The 17,773-nt window shown below is 53.7% G+C and carries 18 protein-coding genes; 8 read left to right on the top strand and 10 right to left on the bottom strand.

Features of this window, described 5'->3' with window-relative positions:
- Positions 1–242: 242 nt before the first annotated feature.
- From parC to ACQ29O_RS19775, 3 genes are all read right to left on the bottom strand, one after another.
- Positions 243–2,501: a DNA topoisomerase IV subunit A gene (gene parC, locus ACQ29O_RS19765; RefSeq protein WP_001281910.1), complete on the bottom strand. Its 2,259-nt coding sequence runs from the start codon at positions 2,499–2,501 to the stop codon at positions 243–245.
- 110 nt (positions 2,502–2,611) lie between these two features.
- On the bottom strand, positions 2,612–3,478 hold the full coding sequence (locus ACQ29O_RS19770; RefSeq protein ID WP_000998803.1) for an AraC family transcriptional regulator: 867 nt from the start codon (positions 3,476–3,478) through the stop codon (positions 2,612–2,614).
- A gap of 71 nt (positions 3,479–3,549) precedes the next feature.
- Complete coding sequence (locus tag ACQ29O_RS19775) at positions 3,550–3,942, bottom strand: YgiW/YdeI family stress tolerance OB fold protein (protein WP_000731545.1); 393 nt, start codon at positions 3,940–3,942, stop codon at positions 3,550–3,552.
- A 151-nt stretch (positions 3,943–4,093) separates the two neighbouring features.
- Between ACQ29O_RS19775 and qseB the strand changes: the two genes are divergently transcribed.
- The 4 genes from qseB (at position 4,094) to ACQ29O_RS19795 (ending at position 7,133) form a co-directional block, all read left to right on the top strand.
- Positions 4,094–4,753 carry a quorum sensing response regulator transcription factor QseB gene (gene qseB, locus ACQ29O_RS19780; RefSeq protein WP_001221573.1) on the top strand — a complete coding sequence of 220 codons (660 nt, stop codon included), beginning with the start codon at positions 4,094–4,096 and terminating at the stop codon, positions 4,751–4,753.
- Complete coding sequence (gene qseC / locus ACQ29O_RS19785; RefSeq protein WP_000779338.1) at positions 4,750–6,099, top strand: quorum sensing histidine kinase QseC; 1,350 nt, start codon at positions 4,750–4,752, stop codon at positions 6,097–6,099. The genes qseB and qseC overlap by 4 nt, the downstream gene beginning before the upstream one ends.
- 106 nt (positions 6,100–6,205) lie before the next feature.
- Positions 6,206–6,787 (top strand): NAD(P)H-dependent oxidoreductase, encoded by a 582-nt coding sequence (locus ACQ29O_RS19790; RefSeq protein ID WP_000065416.1) that lies wholly within the window; start codon positions 6,206–6,208, stop codon positions 6,785–6,787.
- A 31-nt stretch (positions 6,788–6,818) separates the two neighbouring features.
- Positions 6,819–7,133: a putative quinol monooxygenase gene (locus ACQ29O_RS19795; RefSeq protein WP_000958587.1), complete on the top strand. Its 315-nt coding sequence runs from the start codon at positions 6,819–6,821 to the stop codon at positions 7,131–7,133.
- A 124-nt stretch (positions 7,134–7,257) separates the two neighbouring features.
- Here the strand turns inward: ACQ29O_RS19795 and parE are convergent, their stop codons facing one another.
- The 5 genes from parE to nudF are packed head-to-tail and all read right to left on the bottom strand — an operon-like array spanning position 7,258 to position 11,662.
- A complete protein-coding gene (gene parE, locus ACQ29O_RS19800) occupies positions 7,258–9,150 on the bottom strand; it encodes a DNA topoisomerase IV subunit B (protein WP_020937182.1) in 1,893 nt (630 codons plus the stop codon).
- Positions 9,151–9,177: 27 nt separating this feature from the next.
- On the bottom strand, positions 9,178–9,759 hold the full coding sequence (gene yqiA, locus ACQ29O_RS19805; protein ID WP_000105725.1) for an esterase YqiA: 582 nt from the start codon (positions 9,757–9,759) through the stop codon (positions 9,178–9,180).
- Positions 9,759–10,586: a 3',5'-cyclic-AMP phosphodiesterase gene (cpdA, locus tag ACQ29O_RS19810; protein ID WP_000444734.1), complete on the bottom strand. Its 828-nt coding sequence runs from the start codon at positions 10,584–10,586 to the stop codon at positions 9,759–9,761. Before cpdA ends, yqiA begins: the two co-directional genes overlap by 1 nt.
- A gap of 24 nt (positions 10,587–10,610) precedes the next feature.
- Positions 10,611–11,033, bottom strand: a complete 423-nt coding sequence (locus ACQ29O_RS19815; RefSeq protein WP_000833404.1) for a DUF1249 family protein — start codon at positions 11,031–11,033, stop codon at positions 10,611–10,613.
- The gene (gene nudF / locus ACQ29O_RS19820; RefSeq protein WP_001231952.1) at positions 11,030–11,662 is read right to left on the bottom strand and encodes an ADP-ribose diphosphatase; all 633 of its coding nucleotides are present in this window, start codon (positions 11,660–11,662) and stop codon (positions 11,030–11,032) included. The genes ACQ29O_RS19815 and nudF overlap by 4 nt, the downstream gene beginning before the upstream one ends.
- A 200-nt stretch (positions 11,663–11,862) precedes the next feature.
- Between nudF and tolC the strand changes: the two genes are divergently transcribed.
- The 3 genes from tolC to ACQ29O_RS19835 all read left to right on the top strand — a co-directional run bounded on the left by tolC (position 11,863) and on the right by ACQ29O_RS19835 (position 15,391).
- Entirely contained in the window at positions 11,863–13,338 is a 1,476-nt protein-coding gene (gene tolC / locus ACQ29O_RS19825; protein WP_072200835.1) for an outer membrane channel protein TolC, read from the top strand.
- Positions 13,339–13,550: 212 nt separating this feature from the next.
- Positions 13,551–14,222 carry a DUF1190 family protein gene (locus tag ACQ29O_RS19830; protein WP_020937183.1) on the top strand — a complete coding sequence of 224 codons (672 nt, stop codon included), beginning with the start codon at positions 13,551–13,553 and terminating at the stop codon, positions 14,220–14,222.
- A gap of 5 nt (positions 14,223–14,227) precedes the next feature.
- Positions 14,228–15,391 (top strand): glutathionylspermidine synthase family protein, encoded by a 1,164-nt coding sequence (locus tag ACQ29O_RS19835; protein ID WP_000442833.1) that lies wholly within the window; start codon positions 14,228–14,230, stop codon positions 15,389–15,391.
- Positions 15,392–15,452: 61 nt separating this feature from the next.
- On the opposite strand, the gene ygiD is transcribed toward ACQ29O_RS19835, so the two are convergent.
- Positions 15,453–16,241: a 4,5-DOPA dioxygenase extradiol gene (gene ygiD / locus ACQ29O_RS19840; protein ID WP_020976779.1), complete on the bottom strand. Its 789-nt coding sequence runs from the start codon at positions 16,239–16,241 to the stop codon at positions 15,453–15,455.
- Between the two features lie 140 nt (positions 16,242–16,381).
- Here ygiD and zupT point away from each other — a divergent pair, with 140 nt between their 5' ends.
- Positions 16,382–17,155 carry a zinc transporter ZupT gene (zupT, locus tag ACQ29O_RS19845; RefSeq protein ID WP_000115874.1) on the top strand — a complete coding sequence of 258 codons (774 nt, stop codon included), beginning with the start codon at positions 16,382–16,384 and terminating at the stop codon, positions 17,153–17,155.
- A gap of 66 nt (positions 17,156–17,221) precedes the next feature.
- Here zupT and ACQ29O_RS19850 read toward each other — a convergent pair whose 3' ends face one another.
- Positions 17,222–17,398: a hypothetical protein gene (locus ACQ29O_RS19850; RefSeq protein ID WP_000469259.1), complete on the bottom strand. Its 177-nt coding sequence runs from the start codon at positions 17,396–17,398 to the stop codon at positions 17,222–17,224.
- Positions 17,399–17,773 lie beyond the last annotated feature (375 nt).

Raw genomic sequence — 17,773 nt, forward strand, 5'->3', positions numbered from 1 at the left:
GCCTAAGAGCCCGGCATTCTACGTCACCTGAAATTCAGGTTAGGATTTTGGTAAGTGTGGCTCTCTGGAAAAACGTATTGTTAATCGCAATGCACGAATAAACAACGGTTTTACGGGAAATTTTAATGTTAATCCGATCTGAAACCGTAGGCCGGATAAGACGCTACTGCGTCGTCATCCGGCAACGGCAGAGCGCCGGATGGCGGCTTAGATGCCTTGTCCGGCCTACGGGCGCCCCTGTCTTACTCTTCGCTGTCGCCATGACTTACGCGATGCGGCGAATCAATCTCAATGCGATCGATACGCTGCAGGCCGCGCATTAATGTGCCACGGCGTCCGCGTTCACCGACTACCTTTTGTAACTCTTCAGGGCGCAGTTTGATTTTGCGCTTCCCGACATGGATAGTCAGAGTGCTTTGTGGCGGCAGCACGTACAGGTGCGCCAGTCCATCATCGCCTTTCGCCGCTTCTGCAGAGGGGATATTAATGATCTTATTCCCTTTGCCTTTCGACAGCTGCGGCAGAGAGTCTACCGGGAACATCAACATCCGTCCGGCCTGGGTAATCGCCAGCAGCATATCGTGCTCGTCTTCAATCACCAGCGGCGGCATGACGTGCGCATTTTCCGGCAGTGTAATCAACGCCTTACCGGCACGGTTACGGGCAACCAGATCGTTAAACGTACAAACGAAGCCGTAGCCCGCATCCGACGCCATCAGCAGTTTCTGGTCATCGCCTTCCATCAGCATATGCTCTACGGTCGCCCCCGGCGGCAGCGTGAGTTTGCCGGTCAGCGGCTCGCCCTGCCCACGCGCCGACGGAAGCGTAATGGGATCAATAGCATAGCTGCGCCCGGTGGTATCAATAAACACCACCGGTTGATTACTCTTACCTTTCACCGCGGCTTTAAAGCTGTCGCCCGCTTTATAGTTAAGCCCCGGCGCATCAATATCATGACCTTTGGCGCTGCGCACCCAGCCCATCTGCGACAGCACGATAGTCACCGGTTCGGACGGCAGCATGTCGTGTTCGCTCATCGCTTTAGCTTCTTCGCGCTCACGCAGCGGAGAACGGCGATCGTCGCCATAGGCATCGGAATCTGCCTGTAGCTCTTTTTTCAGCAAGGTATTCATTTTGCGTTCGGACGCGAGAATGCCCTGCAACTGGTCACGCTCTTTTTCCAGCTCGTCCTGCTCGCCGCGAATTTTCATCTCTTCCAGTTTGGCGAGATGACGCAGTTTCAGTTCGAGAATCGCTTCCGCCTGGGTTTCGCTGATGCCGAAACGCGACATCAGCGCGGGTTTCGGCTCATCCTCGTTACGGATAATCTCGATCACTTCATCGATGTTGAGAAACGCCACCAGCAAACCTTCGAGGATATGCAGGCGCTTAAGCACTTTCTCCAGACGATAGTTCAGACGACGGCGCACCGTGTCGCGGCGGAACGCCAGCCACTCGGTGAGGATCTCCAGCAGGTTTTTCACCGCCGGACGACCATCCAGACCGATCATGTTCAGGTTAATACGGTAGCTTTTTTCCAGATCGGTGGTGGCGAACAGATGGTTCATCACCTGCTCCATATCCACACGGTTGGAGCGCGGGACAATCACTAAACGCGTCGGGTTTTCGTGATCCGATTCATCGCGCAGGTCGTCCACCATCGGCAGTTTTTTATTGCGCATCTGCGCAGCAATCTGCTCCAGCACTTTTGCGCCAGATACCTGATGCGGCAACGCGGTGATCACCACGGCGCCGTCTTCTTTGGTCCATACCGCGCGCATACGCACGGAGCCACGCCCATTTTCGTAAATTTTACGAATTTCCGCACGAGGGGTAATGATCTCCGCTTCGGTCGGGTAATCCGGCCCCTGGACGATATCCAGCAACTGATCCAGCGTCGTTTTCGGCTGCTCAATCAGCGTAATCGCCGCTTTCGCCACTTCTCGCAGGTTATGCGGCGGAATATCTGTTGCCATGCCCACCGCAATACCGGTGGTGCCGTTCAGCAGGATGTTCGGCAGACGCGCCGGTAACATTTTCGGTTCCTGCATGGTGCCGTCGAAGTTTGGCACCCAGTCCGCCGTCCCCTGACCGAGTTCGCTTAACAGCAGCTCGGCGTATTTGGACAGGCGGGATTCGGTATAACGCATCGCCGCGAATGACTTCGGATCATCCGGCGCGCCCCAGTTCCCCTGGCCATCGACCAGCGGGTAACGGTAAGAGAACGGCTGCGCCATCAGCACCATGGCTTCATAGCAGGCGCTGTCGCCATGCGGGTGATACTTACCCAGTACGTCACCAACGGTACGGGCGGATTTTTTAAATTTAGCGGTGGCGTTCAGCCCCAGCTCTGACATCGCATAGACGATGCGGCGCTGTACCGGCTTCAGGCCGTCGCCAATAAACGGCAACGCACGATCCATGATCACGTACATGGAGTAGTTTAAGTAGGCGTTTTCCGTAAATTCATGTAGCGCAAGGCGCTCTGCCATATCGCTCATTAACAGGGGATCCTCAATCTGCATGCTGACCGTTCGGACGGCAATATTGCCGCAGATAATACCCTATCTCACGGTCTGAGTCACAAACCGTGAGACAGGTGGCGAGGAAGTTAACGAAGCGGCAGATAGATATCCGTCAGCAGCTCATGTTCCGCGACCTCATGGACGAAATTCAGGTACTGGAAGAAGACCGGAAAATCGCGCGGCGTCTCACCGCTGGCGGGTAGCCATTCGCGGAATAAATACCACACACTCTCCGGGAGGCTGTCGAGCGATCCCTGATGGCGCACCACCGCGCAGCGCCCGCCAGGAATCTCGCTATTCACCACGCCAACGTCATTTTCGGCTATCGGCTGGCGGACGCTGCCGCAGATATCAAAGCGGAATTGAGCCGGCGGCGTCGTCTGCGGGTCGTGCCAGGCAATACCAAAAGTTTGACTGCTGGCAATCGGCGACTGGCCCGTTTCGCGTCGCCATGCAATAAATTTCGCCGCGCTGGCGTTGACCTTATCCGGATGCCCCAGATGCGTCAGCATCGCGACGCGGGTAGGTGGAAATTCAACGATTTTTACGTCCATGACATGCTGCTCCTGTAACGCAAGTTTAGGAACGCGTTGGTGCCAGGCCAGCCAGTCCGGCGATTGCCGAAACCGGCACGGGCTTTGACCAAACGCGGTTTTGAAAGCACGTGTGAACGACTCCGGATTCTGAAATCCGGCATCCAGCGCGATATCGATAACTTTATCTTGCGGATTAAACGCCAGCCGCCATGACGCCCGGCGCAAACGCAGCCACTGGATATAGCGATAGAGCGGAAGCCCGCTCCAGACGGTAAACTGCCGGTGAAAATGAAACGGCGAGCTGTGCGCCATCCGGCTTAACGCCTCAAGCGACAGAGGCTCATCCAGATGACGCTCAATGTGGTCGCAAACGCGCCGCAGACGTTCGGAATAAGCCGCGCTGATCAGGTCATTCATCACTGCCTCCTTGTGGCCTATTCTGCCCACCGGGCGGCTGTGAATCCTGACCGATCTTGCGCAATGTGGGATTACGGATTCACTTTACGAATCTGTTTTACGTCGATTTCGACAGAGTTCCAGTCTTTATCCACTTCACCCTGAATTTCAACGGTATCCTGCGGGGTTACGGTCAGGCCGTTCCAGCGCTTGTGGTCAATATCCACATTGATAGTACCGGTCGCATCTTTAAACACATACAGGTCGTCGGAAATGTGCTCGACGATATTCCCGCGCAACGTTACCCACGCATCGTCACGCAGCGATTTAGCGCTCTCTACCGTCGTGCTGCTGCCGTTCGGGCCGACAAATCCGCCGCCTTGCGTTTGCGTCGCCGACGGGCCGGAGAAACCGCCCTGCTGAGCCGCCAGAACCGGGGTAGAACACAGTGCCATAACGGCAACGATTGCAGCTAATTTTTTCATGATTACTTTTCCCTTTCATGTCGTTTCAGATCCATTTAATAAGGTAATCCTTAACAACTTCTTAAGGCAAAAAAAGAATCTTTTTTTCTGTACATCGCCTGCGGCGACAAGGTTAACTGACGGTAACGCGAGTTACCGCAAGGAAGAACAGATGCGAATTTTACTGGTAGAAGATGACACACTTATTGGCGATGGCATAAAAGCGGGCCTGAGTAAAATGGGTTTCAGCGTCGACTGGTTTACCGAGGGACGTCCGGGCAAAGAGGCGCTTTACAGCGCGCCTTATGATGCGGTTATTTTAGATTTGACGCTGCCAGGCATGGACGGACGGGATATTTTGCGCGAATGGCGCGAAAAGGGTAAACAGGAACCGGTACTGATCCTGACGGCGCGCGACGCGTTAGCAGAGCGCGTCGAGGGGCTACGTCTGGGCGCCGATGACTATTTATGTAAACCTTTCGCGCTCATTGAGGTCGCCGCCCGTCTGGAGGCGCTGGTACGCCGCGCCAGCGGTCAGGCCAGTAGCGAATTGCGCCACGGCCAGGTGACGCTCAATCCAGGCAATCTCGTCGCGACGCTTGCCGGCGAACCGCTGGCCCTAAAACCAAAAGAGTTCGCGTTGCTGGAACTCTTACTGCGCAACAAAGGTCGCGTGCTGCCGCGCAAGCTTATTGAAGAGAAGCTGTATAACTGGGATGACGACGTGTCCAGCAATGCAGTGGAAGTCCATGTTCATCATTTACGCCGCAAGCTCGGCAGCGAATTTATTCGCACCATGCACGGCATCGGCTACACCCTGGGTGACGCATGAAATTGACGCAACGTCTCAGCCTGCGCGTCAGGCTGACGCTTATTTTCCTGATTCTGGTCTCCATCACCTGGGCAATCTCCAGTTTTGTGGCCTGGAGAAAGACGACGGATAATGTCGACGAGCTGTTTGACACACAGTTGATGTTGTTCGCCAGACGGCTTAGCACCCTCGATCTTAACGAGCTCAACGCCCCGCAGCGCATGGCGCATACGCCAAAGAAATTAAAACATGGGCATATCGATGACGATGCGCTGGCGTTCGCCATCTTTTCCGCTGATGGCAAAATGTTGCTGCATGATGGCGACAACGGCCAGGATATTCCGTATCGCTATCGCCGGGAAGGTTTCGACAATGGCTATCTGAAGGATGACAACGACCTCTGGCGTTTTTTGTGGTTGAACTCGGCGGACGGCAAGTATCGTATCGTCGTCGGTCAGGAGTGGGATTACCGCGAAGATATGGCGCTGGCGATCGTAGCGGCGCAATTAACGCCGTGGCTGATCGCCCTTCCCTTCATGCTGCTGATTTTATTGCTCCTGCTTCACCGCGAGCTCAGACCGTTGAAAAAACTGGCGCAGGCGCTACGCTTCCGGTCGCCGGAATCGGAAACGCCGCTCGACGCCAAAGGCGTACCGAGCGAGGTTCGCCCACTGGTCGAAGCGCTTAATCAGCTTTTTAGCCGCATCCACTCCATGATGGTGCGCGAACGGCGATTTACCTCCGACGCCGCCCATGAATTGCGCAGCCCGCTGGCCGCGCTGAAAGTACAAACCGAGGTGGCGCAGCTCTCGGGCGACGATCCGCTATCGCGTGATAAAGCGCTGACCCAGCTCCATGCGGGGATCGATCGCGCCACGCGGCTGGTCGATCAGCTACTGACGTTATCGCGTCTCGACTCGCTCAATAATTTGCAGGATGTAGCGGAGATTTCGCTGGAAGAGCTGCTGCAGTCCGCGGTAATGGATATTTATCATCCGGCGCAGCAGGCGAATATCGACGTGCGTTTACAGCTTAACGCCCATGACGTCATACGTACCGGCCAGCCGCTACTCTTAAGCCTGTTAGTGCGTAACCTGCTGGATAATGCGATTCGCTACAGTCCGCAAGGCAGCGTCGTCGACGTTACCTTACATGCCCGCAGCTTCACCGTCAGAGATAATGGCCCTGGTGTAGCGCCAGAGATTCTGACGCATATCGGCGAGCGTTTTTACCGCCCGCCTGGCCAAAGTGTGACCGGCAGCGGTCTGGGATTATCAATCGTCCGTCGCATCGCTACGCTGCACGGCATGACGGTGTCGTTTGGCAACGCCGCGGAAGGTGGATTTGAGGCCGTAGTAAGTTGGTAACACAGACTTTTGCCAAAAACGCAAAAGACTTTGCACATTTTGCTAATTTCACCGCACCGCCCGTCAGCGTAGAATCAGCAGCAAACGCATTTCTTGAGGACACAAAATGAGTAACATCCTGATTATCAACGGGGCGAAAAAATTCGCGCACTCCAACGGCCAGTTAAATGACACCCTGACCGAAGTTGCCGATGGGCTGCTGCGCGATCTGGGTCATCAGGTTAAGATCGTCCGCGCCGACAGCGACTATGACATTAAAGAAGAGGTGCAGAATTTCGTCTGGGCTGACGTGGTGATTTGGCAGATGCCAGGCTGGTGGATGGGCGCGCCATGGACAGTAAAAAAATATATGGATGATGTCTTTACCGAAGGTCACGGCACGCTCTATGCCAGCGATGGCCGCACGCGTTCCGATGCCGCTAAAAAGTACGGTTCCGGCGGTCTGGTGCAGGGGAAAAAATATATGCTGTCACTGACGTGGAACGCGCCGATGGAAGCATTTACCGAAAAAGATCAATTTTTCCACGGCGTAGGCGTAGATGGCGTCTATCTGCCATTCCATAAAGCCAACCAGTTCCTGGGCATGGACGCGCTGCCAACGTTTATTGCCAACGACGTGATTAAAATGCCGGATGTTCCGCGCTATACCGCAGAATATCGCAAGCATCTGAGCGAAATTTTTGCTTAACTGGTCATCCTGGAATTAGAAGGAGTTAACCATGCTTACCGTCATTGCCGAAATTCGCACGCGTCCGGGCCAACATCACCGTCAGGCCGTCCTCGACCAGTTTGCGAAAATTATTCCAACCGTTCTTAAAGAAGAGGGGTGCCACGGTTACGCACCGATGGTGGATCATGCCGCGGGCGTGAGTTTTCAGACTCTGGCGCCTGACTCGATCGTGATGATTGAACAGTGGGAAAGCGTTGCGCACCTTGAGGCGCATCTGCAAACCCCGCATATGAAAGCCTACAGCGACGCGGTAAAAGACGATGTGCTGGAAATGAATATTCGTATTCTGGAATCCGGCGTTTAAGTTATTACCCTCGTCTGACGTCTCCCTGATGCGATGCGCAAGTGTCGCCATCAGGCTGCGGCGTCATGTCGAATTCGCTTATCCGGCCTGCGGCGCGCAGACCGGATAAAGCGTGCAACAATCGTTACACGTCGAGATCCGCGAGATCGCCTTTTTCCTGTAGCCAGTTGCGTCGATCTTCAGAACGTTTCTTCGCCAGCAGCATATCCATCATCGCGTTAGTACGCTGATCGTCTTCATCGCTAATGGTGAGCTGCACCAGGCGGCGAGTATTTGGATCAAGCGTGGTTTCGCGTAACTGCATCGGGTTCATTTCACCCAGGCCTTTGAAACGCTGTACGTTCGGCTTGCCTTTCTTACGCTTCAGTTGTTCCAGTACGCCCGCCTTCTCTTCTTCCGTCAGCGCGTAATAGACCTCTTTACCCAAATCGATACGGTATAGCGGCGGCAGCGCGACGTAGACATGACCATTCTTCACCAGCGCGCGGAAATGTCTGACAAACAGCGCGCAAAGCAGAGTAGCGATATGCAAACCATCGGAGTCCGCATCCGCCAGGATACAGATCTTGCCGTAGCGCAGCTGACTCAGATCGTCGCTGTCCGGATCGATACCGATCGCCACGGAAATATCATGCACCTCTTGCGAGGCCAGCACTTCATCGGAAGAGACTTCCCAAGTGTTAAGGATCTTACCTTTGAGCGGCATGATCGCCTGATATTCGCGATCGCGCGCCTGCTTGGCGGAACCGCCCGCCGAATCCCCTTCCACAAGGAACAGCTCGGTCCGATTAAGATCCTGCGCGGTACAGTCCGCCAGTTTCCCCGGCAACGCCGGACCGCTGGTGAGCTTTTTGCGTACCACTTTTTTTGCGGCGCGCAGTCGCCGCTGCGCGCTGGCAATCGCCATCTCTGCCAGTTGTTCCGCCGCCTGCACGTTCTGGTTCAGCCACAGGCTGAAGGCATCTTTCACCACGCCGGAAACAAATGCCGCACATTGACGCGACGACAGACGCTCTTTGGTCTGCCCGGCAAATTGCGGGTCCTGCATTTTCACGGAGAGCACATAAGCGCAGCGATCCCAGATATCTTCCGCCGACAGTTTGACGCCGCGCGGCAGAATATTGCGGTATTCGCAAAATTCGCGCATCGCGTCGAGCAGGCCCTGGCGCAGACCGTTGACGTGCGTCCCCCCCTGCATGGTCGGGATCAGGTTGACGTAGCTTTCCGTCAGTAATTCGCCGCCTTCCGGCAGCCACAATAGCGCCCAGTCAACAGCTTCCGTTTCACCGTTAAAATTACCGATAAACGGCTTTTCCGGCAGCGTCGGCAGGCCGTTTACCGCTTCGCCCAGATAGTCGTTCAGACCATCCTGGTAGCACCAGCGCTGCTCGCTGTTATTCACTTCATCTTTAAAAGTGATTTCCACGCCGGGACACAGCACCGCTTTTGATTTCAGAACGTGCATTAAGCGAGAGACAGAAAAACGCGGGCTGTCGAAGAAACTTTCGTCCGGCCAGAAATGGACGCTGGTGCCAGTATTACGTTTACCGCAGGTGCCGACAACCTGCAAATCCTGCACTTTCTCGCCGTTTTCAAACGCGATGTTATAGACCTGACCGTCGCGGCGCACGGTCACTTCCACGCGCTTTGACAGGGCATTCACGACCGAAATCCCCACCCCATGCAGACCACCAGAGAACTGATAGTTCTTATTGGAGAATTTACCGCCGGCATGAAGCCGACAGAGGATCAGTTCTACCGCCGGAACCCCCTCTTCCGGATGGATATCCACCGGCATCCCGCGTCCGTCGTCAATCACTTCCAGCGATTGATCGGCATGTAAAATGACATCCACGCGTTTGGCGTGACCTGCCAGTGCTTCATCCACACTATTATCAATTACTTCCTGACCCAAATGGTTGGGACGGGTCGTATCGGTGTACATCCCCGGGCGGCGGCGTACCGGCTCAAGCCCAGTGAGTACCTCAATGGCATCAGCGTTATAAGTTTGCGTCATGGTTTAATTAGCAATTCGAATTGATTGTCAGCAACTGTGCAGTCCAAGAAAATCGACAATCTGGTTGAAATAATCTTCGAAGCCCGTGAATGCGTGATTACCACCCTCGGTCACTGTCTGACGGCAGGAGGCGTAATATGCCACCGCCTGGCGGTAATCCAGCACTTCATCGCCCGTCTGTTGCAGTAGCCAGATCAGGTCCGGCGCTTCCAGCGGGTCAATCTGCATGACTTTAAGATCATAAATATGGCGAGACTCTAGCACATATTGCTGCCCGGTGTAGGGGTTCTCGTTCTGACCGAGATAGTCGGTCAGTAATTCAAAGGGCCGCACGGCGGGATTCACCACCACAGCCGGCAGCATAAAACATTGCGACAGCCAGGTGGCGTAATAACCACCCAGCGACGATCCTACCAGCCCTAATGGCGCACCGCCATGCTCAAGCACGAGAGATTCCAGCAACTCCGCCGCATCGGCAGGATACGGCGGTAGTTGAGGGACGATCATCTCGACATGCGGATGACGCTCCGCCAGCCAGTTTTTTAGCTGGCACGCTTTTGCCGAGCGAGGGGAACTGTTGAATCCGTGCAAATAGAGAAGCGTAGACATCAGTATCCTTCCGAAGCGGTATCGGGTCGGAACCGGGTATCCTGCAGGCGATGCACTTCCGTCTCCAGGACGCCGTTCGCCTGGAGCTCCAGCGTACGCCAGCCCGGCGCGATAGTATCCAGCGTAAAGTTCGCGCAGTGCGGTTTGAACTGTACGCAGGTTGACGGCGACGCCAGCAGACGCCGTCCGTTCCAGTCGAGATCCAGCTCCTGGTGAATATGTCCGCATAGCAGATACTTTACACGCGGGAAATTCGCCAGCACGCTATCCAGCTCACCAGCATTACGCAAGCTGTGCTGATCCAGCCAACTGCACCCTGCCGGCAACGGATGGTGGTGCAACAGGAGCAATGTCTGTCTCTCTGGCGCATCGGCGAGCTTACGCTCAAGCCATTCCAGTTGGAACTCGCTCAGTTCGCCATGCGGGACGCCAAACACCTGGCTATCCAGCAACAAAATCTGCCATTGTTCACCGATTAACACGCGTTTAGCCGGGGAAATCCCCGCCTCTTGCAGCGCGCTGTACATTGCCGGCTGAAAATCATGATTGCCCGGTAGCCAAACGCAAGGCGCGCGAAAGCTTGCGATACCCTCAGCAAAATGCTGATAAGCCGCAGCGGATTGATCCTGCGCCAGATCGCCGGTGGCCACGATCAGATCATATTCATACTGTTGCGCCCGAATAGCCTCCAGCACGGCCTGGTAACTTTCCCAGGTATTGACGCCTAACAGCGTTTCATGCTTTTCGGCAAACAGGTGAGTATCTGTAATTTGTAAAATCCTGACTCGGGCCTCACCAGCCAGAGGTAGGGTTAACAGGCTTTCCAAATGGTGTCCTTAGGTTTCACGACGCTAATAAACCGGAATCGCCATCGCTCCATGTGCTAAACAGAATCGTAGCCAGTCGGCCAGAAACTGATTAATTTGATGCTTTTCGTCGCGTTGATGCAACTTTTTATTTGGATAATCATACCGCGCTTTGAAGCGAAAGATCTGCTGGCTTGAACACACTTCAGCCACCATCGCATCATGGTAGAGGCGCACCGTCAGCGACGGCAGGCTCCAGTAGGTGATGGCTGGCGCCGTTTGCTCGATCGTTACAAGCGTAGTGTATCGGGTCGATTCCACAATCGTTAACCGATATTGTACGTTGCCCACCTGATAGCTCACCGTTTCACCGGGGGCGTCATTGCGCGGCAGCAGGCGGCGCAATTGCGAAAAATTGGTTTCGCACAAACGCATCATTTCTGGGAAGTCAGGTGTATAACGCTTCATTTTTTCCACTCGTTTTTTAACTCTTGATGATGCAACTGAAGCCATTGCAAAGCGATGACTGCGGCTGCGTTGTCGATTTTCCCCTCTTCTACCCACTGGTATGCCTGTTCCCGGCTTACCACATGAACCCGAATATCTTCGTTTTCATCCGCCAGACCATGAATACCTACCGCGGTCGTGGCGTCCACTTCACCCACCAGAATAGATGAGCGCTCGCTGGTTCCTCCTGGACTCGCCAGGTAACTGATGACCGGTCGGGTGCGGCCTACGGTCAGCCCCGCTTCTTCCATCGCCTCCCGCCGGGCGACCGCCTCAATGGTTTCGCCTTCTTCTATCATGCCGGCGACCATCTCCAGCAGCCACGGCGTAACGCTTGTGTCGTACGCGGCAATACGAATCTGTTCGACCAGCACCACCTCGTCGCGTTCAGGGTCAAAGGGTAGCAAGACGGCGGCGTGCCCGCGCTCAAAAATTTCGCGCTTTACCTCGCCACTCATTTCTCCGTTGAATAAACGATGGCGGAATCGATACACATCCAATGAAAAAAAACCGCGATAGCGCGTTTCCCGTGCAATAATTTCTACATCGCTTTTGGTGAAAGTAACTGGCAAGTTGTCTGATTTACGCATTGTGCTGCCCTGCTAGCAATAATGATTAAATGATGAATTTCAAGGGTGGTTGACTGCTGTTTTATCACCCTTGTGGTAAATTGGTGCCAATTAAGGCTCGTATGGCACGTAACGCCAACTTTTTGCAGTGGCGGATTCTGCTAGAATCAGCAATTATTTTTACAAATTGATCAGCGCTAAATACTGCTTCACAACAAGGAATGCAAATGAAGAAATTGCTCCCCATCCTTATCGGCCTGAGCCTGTCGGGGTTCAGCACACTAAGCCAGGCAGAGAACCTGATGCAAGTTTATCAGCAAGCACGCCTGAGCAACCCGGAATTGCGTAAATCCGCTGCCGATCGCGATGCTGCATTCGAAAAAATTAACGAAGCGCGTAGTCCTTTACTGCCGCAACTGGGTTTAGGTGCCGACTACACCTACAGCAACGGTTATCGCGATGCGAACGGTATCAACTCCAATGAAACCAGCGCTTCCCTGCAATTAACGCAGACACTGTTTGATATGTCGAAATGGCGTGGGCTCACCCTGCAAGAAAAAGCAGCAGGCATTCAGGATGTCACCTATCAGACCGATCAGCAGACGCTGATCCTCAATACCGCGAACGCGTATTTTAAGGTATTGAACGCTATTGATGTGCTTTCCTATACCCAGGCGCAAAAAGAGGCTATCTACCGTCAGTTAGATCAAACGACGCAACGTTTTAACGTGGGTCTGGTCGCCATTACCGACGTGCAAAACGCCCGTGCGCAATATGATACCGTACTGGCGAATGAAGTGACCGCCCGCAACAACCTGGATAACGCGGTAGAAGAGCTGCGCCAGGTGACCGGCAATTATTACCCGGAGCTGGCGTCGCTTAACGTCGAGCATTTTAAAACCGACAAGCCTAAAGCTGTTAATGCGCTGCTGAAGGAAGCGGAAAACCGTAACCTGTCGCTGTTGCAGGCGCGTTTAAGTCAGGATCTGGCGCGCGAGCAAATCCGTCAGGCGCAGGATGGTCATCTGCCGACGCTGAATTTAACGGCCTCAACCGGCATTTCTGATACCTCTTATAGCGGTTCTAAAACCAACGCCGCCCAGTACGACGATAGCAACATGGGGCAGAATAAAATCGGCCTGAACTTCTCCCTGCCGCTGTATCAAGGCGGGATGGTTAACTCGCAGGTAAAACAGGCGCAGTATAACTTCGTCGGCGCAAGCGAACAGCTGGAAAGCGCGCACCGTAGCGTGGTGCAGACCGTACGTTCTTCCTTTAACAATATTAACGCCTCCATCAGCAGCATCAACGCGTATAAACAGGCAGTCGTTTCCGCGCAAAGTTCTTTGGATGCAATGGAAGCCGGTTACTCGGTCGGTACACGTACCATTGTTGACGTACTGGATGCCACCACCACTCTGTATGATGCCAAGCAGCAACTGGCCAACGCGCGTTATACCTATTTGATTAATCAGTTAAATATCAAATATGCGCTCGGTACGCTGAACGAGCAGGATCTGCTCGCGCTTAACAGTAAGTTGGGTAAACCTATCCCGACGTCGCCGGAAAGCGTAGCGCCGGAAACGCCAGATCAGGATGCTGCCGCAGACGGTTATAATGCCCATAGCGCCGCGCCGGCAGTACAGCCGACCGCCGCTCGCGCCAACAGCAATAACGGCAATCCGTTCCGGCATTGATAAGTTATTCGCTGGCGCTGCGCTTATCAGACCTGTGCCCTTGTAGGTCTGGTAAGCGCGGCGCTACCTGTCATAAAGCCGCGCCTGAACGTAAGACAACGTAAAGATCCTGCTATTCCGCCGCATTCTCGCCTTTTCTCGCTTCAATTTCGACCAGTCATCCTCTATTCTGAACGCATGTTGTATTTACCACAGGGTCCTGGAAGACAAATATGAAACGGACAAAATCCATCCATCACGCATCATTTCGCAAAAGCTGGAGCGCGCGGCATTTAACGCCGGTCGCCCTGGCGGTTACGGCTGTTTTTATGCTGGCTGGCTGTGAAAAAAGCGATGAAACCGTATCGCTGTATCAAAACGCTGATGACTGTTCAGCGGCGAATCCGGGCAAAAGCGCGGAGTGTACAACCGCGTATAACAATGCGCTGAAAGAGGCCGAACGTACTGCGCCTAAGTACGCTACACGCGAAGATTGCGTCGCTGAGTTTGGCGAAGGTCAGTACCAGCAAGCGCCCGCACAGGCTGGCATGGCGCCGGAAAATCAGGCGCAGGCCCAACAATCCAGCGGCAGTTTCTGGATGCCGCTTATGGCAGGTTACATGATGGGGCGTCTGATGGGCGGCGGCGCAGGCTTTGCGCAACAGCCGCTGTTTAGCTCGAAAAACCCGGCCAGCCCTGCATACGGCAAATATACCGATGCGGCAGGTAAAAACTACGGCGCGGCGCAACCGGGCCGGACAATGACCGTACCGAAAACCGCGATGGCGCCGAAACCTGCCACCACAACAACCGTTACCCGCGGCGGTTTTGGCGAATCCGTCGCCAAACAGAGCACCATGCAGCGTAGCGCTGCCGGTACTTCAACACGTTCGATGGGCGGCTGATACGCATGGAAAGAGTCAGTATTACCGAGCGCCCGGACTGGCGCGATAAAGCGACTGAATACGGGTTTAATTTTCACACTATGTATGGTGAACCGTACTGGTGTGAAGACGCTTATTACAAGTTAACGCTCGCCCAGGTGGAAAAACTGGAAGACGTTACCGCCGAGCTGCACCAGATGTGCCTCAAGGTAGTAGAACGCGTCATCGCCAGCGATGAGCTGATGACGAAGTTTCGTATTCCAAAACATACCTGGGGTTTTGTTCGCCAGTCCTGGCAAACGCAACAACCGTCGCTCTATTCCCGCCTCGATTTGGCCTGGGACGGCATCGGCGAGCCTAAGCTGCTCGAAAATAATGCCGACACGCCAACATCGCTGTATGAAGCGGCGTTTTTTCAGTGGATTTGGCTGGAAGATCAGATCAACGCGGGCAATCTGCCGGAAGGCAGCGATCAGTTTAATAGCCTGCAGGAAAAACTGATTGAACGCTTTGCTGAACTTCGCGAGCAGTACGGTTTTCAGTTGCTGCATCTCACCTGCTGTCGCGATACGGTTGAGGATCGCGGCACCATTCAGTATTTACAGGACTGCGCGGCCGAAGCGGAAATCGCCACCGAATTTCTCTATATCGACGATATTGGTCTGGGGGAAAAAGGCCAATTTACGGATCTGCAGGATCAGGTCATTGCGAACCTGTTCAAGCTCTATCCGTGGGAATTTATGCTGCGCGAGATGTTTTCCACCAAGCTGGAAGATGCCGGCGTGCGCTGGCTGGAACCGGCCTGGAAAAGCATTATCTCCAATAAAGCGTTGTTGCCACTGTTGTGGGAGATGTTCCCTGACCATCCGAATCTGTTGCCTGCGTATTTCGCCGAAGACGAACATCCGCCAATGGATAAATATGTCGTGAAACCGATCTTCTCCCGCGAAGGGGCGAACGTATCGATTATTGAGAACGGTAAAACGATCGAATCCGTGGAAGGCCCGTATGGCGAAGAGGGTATGATCGTGCAACAGTTCTATCCGCTGCCAAAATTCGGCGACAGTTACACCCTGATTGGTAGCTGGCTGATTAACGATCAGCCCGCCGGAATTGGTATCCGTGAAGATCGGGCGCTGATCACCCAGGATCTCTCCCGCTTCTATCCGCATATTTTTGTCGAAGGATAGATTCTCCTGTAAGCCCGATGCGCGTAGCGCCATCGGGCAATCATTCAGCGCCTTATCCGGCCTACCCCATCTGCACCGACAACATACTTATACTGCCCATCTCAATACCGTCGACCGGGATGGTGATAGGTTCCTTGCCGTCCCAGGCGCCAAGTACATACAGCAAAGGTAAAAAGTGCTCCGGCGTCGGGTTCGATAAGGCCCCCCCTTCATGTTGCAGATAATTCACCAGCGGGTGCTGTTCTACCGGCCCCTGCCACGTCAGATTGGCTTTCACAAAGTCATTAAATGACGCCGCCCAGGGATACGGTATATTGTCACCGTGCCAACGCACAGTCCGCAGGTTATGAACCACATTCCCGCTGGCCACCAGCATCACGCCTTCGTCACGCAGCGTCGCCAGTTTACGGCCCACCTCAAAATGCCATGCCGCCGGTTTGGTACTATCAACACTAAGCTGCACCATCGGGATATCCGCATTCGGATACATCTTGATCAATACGCCCCAGGAGCCGTGATCAAATCCCCACGCTTCTTTATCGAGCGCGACGGGAACGGGAGCCAACAGTTCAACCAGACGCTGCGCCAGCGCAGGCGATCCAGGGGCCGGATAATGCGTGTCATACAGCGCCTGCGGAAAACCGCCAAAATCATGGAGAGTTTGCGGCCTTTCCATCGCTGTGACGCCCGTCCCGCGGGTATACCAATGCGCCGACACCACCACTATCGCCTGTGGTCGCGGCAGGGCTTCCCCCAATCGCCGCCAGGCGCGGGTATAATCATTATCGTCCAGCACGTTCATCGGGCTGCCATGCCCAAAAAACAATGCTGGCATACACGTTAAAGACATGATGTTATCCTTACAGGAAAGACATTTTGTTAACATCACCATACGCTTTCTTCACAGAGGAAGAACTCAGATAACTATGATGAAGATCATCAGTTATTTTGAAGGTCAGGTTCGGACGGCAAATTGATAAGGAGTAATGGATGTCAGTACCACTTATTCTGACCTTACTGGCGGGCGCCGCCACCTTTATTGGCGCGTTTCTTGGCGTTCTCGGCCAAAAACCGTCTAACCGCGTGCTGGCTTTTTCGCTGGGCTTCGCCGCAGGGATCATGCTGCTTATCTCGCTGATGGAGATGCTGCCCGCCGCGCTTGATACCGAGGGGATGTCGCCTGTACTGGGCTACGGAATGTTTATTATCGGCCTGTTGGGCTACTTCGGGCTGGACCGCCTGCTTCCTCACGCTCATCCGCAGGATCTGGTGCAAAAAAGACAGCAGCCGCTTCCCGGCTCGATAAAACGCACTGCGATTTTATTGACGCTCGGCATTAGCCTGCACAACTTTCCGGAAGGGATCGCCACCTTTGTCACTGCCAGCAGCAATCTTGAACTGGGTTTCGGCATCGCACTGGCGGTGGCGTTGCACAATATTCCTGAAGGTCTGGCGGTTGCCGGCCCGGTTTATGCCGCGACGGGCTCAAAACGTACCGCGATTTTTTGGGCCGGTATCTCCGGCATGGCGGAAATTCTTGGCGGCGTACTGGCGTGGCTGATTTTGGGCAGCCTGGTTTCACCGATCGTTATGGCGGCTATCATGGCGGCAGTCGCCGGCATTATGGTGGCGCTCTCCGTCGATGAACTGATGCCGCTGGCAAAAGAGATCGATCCTAACAATAACCCCAGCTATGGCGTGCTTTGCGGTATGTCCATCATGGGGCTCAGTCTCGTCATTTTGCAGACGATAGGTATCGGTTAAGAGAAACGTCGCGCCGGATGCAGGCCTTTAGCCAAGCAACATCCGGCTGCCCGTCAAGGATATGCGCTATTTCTGCTCATTCATCACGCTGTCGCCTTCGCTCGTCTGGCGAAAACGTTTCGTTCGCGCTTCAAGTAATGCATCTCTGTCCTGCCGAAACGCTCTGCAATAACGCTTCATATGGCAAATATACCCTACTACCACCAGAACGATTAATATTATCCAATACCAGGCAATAAACATCCTTTTTACCCTTAAAATTTAACATCACTAAACATTTAACGTTAAAATTTTACATACCCTTATTTTGACGTATTCATATACTGGCATATTTGTGGAACAAATAAATGATTTTGATCATATAAATCAGTGGTGAAACACAATAATGAAAGAGGTATTAAGCAGAAAACAATGTCGATAAGATCACACTTCGTACTAATTTATATTGTTCTTAAAATATCACACTCCTACTATCGACTCACTCAGGCAATTAAAAAATATTGATACAGAATATACTTTAAAATAAGTAACAGCATCATGACTTATATTTAAAGACCAATCATTTACCTCATTTATTATTCATAAAAACATAGTATATTCAGAAGTATTATATTTAGA

Origin of the sequence: Salmonella sp. GDC200615, from assembly GCF_050574145.1 — a bacterium.
GTDB lineage: Bacteria > Pseudomonadota > Gammaproteobacteria > Enterobacterales > Enterobacteriaceae > Salmonella > Salmonella enterica.

Coding starts and splice junctions, on each gene's coding strand:
- parC (WP_001281910.1), bottom strand. CDS start 2,501: ATGAGCGATATGGCAGAGCGCCTTGCGCTACATGAATTTACGGAAAAC.
- ACQ29O_RS19770 (WP_000998803.1), bottom strand. CDS start 3,478: ATGAATGACCTGATCAGCGCGGCTTATTCCGAACGTCTGCGGCGCGTT.
- ACQ29O_RS19775 (WP_000731545.1), bottom strand. CDS start 3,942: ATGAAAAAATTAGCTGCAATCGTTGCCGTTATGGCACTGTGTTCTACC.
- qseB (WP_001221573.1), top strand. CDS start 4,094: ATGCGAATTTTACTGGTAGAAGATGACACACTTATTGGCGATGGCATA.
- qseC (WP_000779338.1), top strand. CDS start 4,750: ATGAAATTGACGCAACGTCTCAGCCTGCGCGTCAGGCTGACGCTTATT.
- ACQ29O_RS19790 (WP_000065416.1), top strand. CDS start 6,206: ATGAGTAACATCCTGATTATCAACGGGGCGAAAAAATTCGCGCACTCC.
- ACQ29O_RS19795 (WP_000958587.1), top strand. CDS start 6,819: ATGCTTACCGTCATTGCCGAAATTCGCACGCGTCCGGGCCAACATCAC.
- parE (WP_020937182.1), bottom strand. CDS start 9,150: ATGACGCAAACTTATAACGCTGATGCCATTGAGGTACTCACTGGGCTT.
- yqiA (WP_000105725.1), bottom strand. CDS start 9,759: ATGTCTACGCTTCTCTATTTGCACGGATTCAACAGTTCCCCTCGCTCG.
- ACQ29O_RS19815 (WP_000833404.1), bottom strand. CDS start 11,033: ATGAAGCGTTATACACCTGACTTCCCAGAAATGATGCGTTTGTGCGAA.
- nudF (WP_001231952.1), bottom strand. CDS start 11,662: ATGCGTAAATCAGACAACTTGCCAGTTACTTTCACCAAAAGCGATGTA.
- tolC (WP_072200835.1), top strand. CDS start 11,863: ATGCAAATGAAGAAATTGCTCCCCATCCTTATCGGCCTGAGCCTGTCG.
- ACQ29O_RS19830 (WP_020937183.1), top strand. CDS start 13,551: ATGAAACGGACAAAATCCATCCATCACGCATCATTTCGCAAAAGCTGG.
- ACQ29O_RS19835 (WP_000442833.1), top strand. CDS start 14,228: ATGGAAAGAGTCAGTATTACCGAGCGCCCGGACTGGCGCGATAAAGCG.
- ygiD (WP_020976779.1), bottom strand. CDS start 16,241: ATGTCTTTAACGTGTATGCCAGCATTGTTTTTTGGGCATGGCAGCCCG.
- zupT (WP_000115874.1), top strand. CDS start 16,382: ATGTCAGTACCACTTATTCTGACCTTACTGGCGGGCGCCGCCACCTTT.
- ACQ29O_RS19850 (WP_000469259.1), bottom strand. CDS start 17,398: ATGTTTATTGCCTGGTATTGGATAATATTAATCGTTCTGGTGGTAGTA.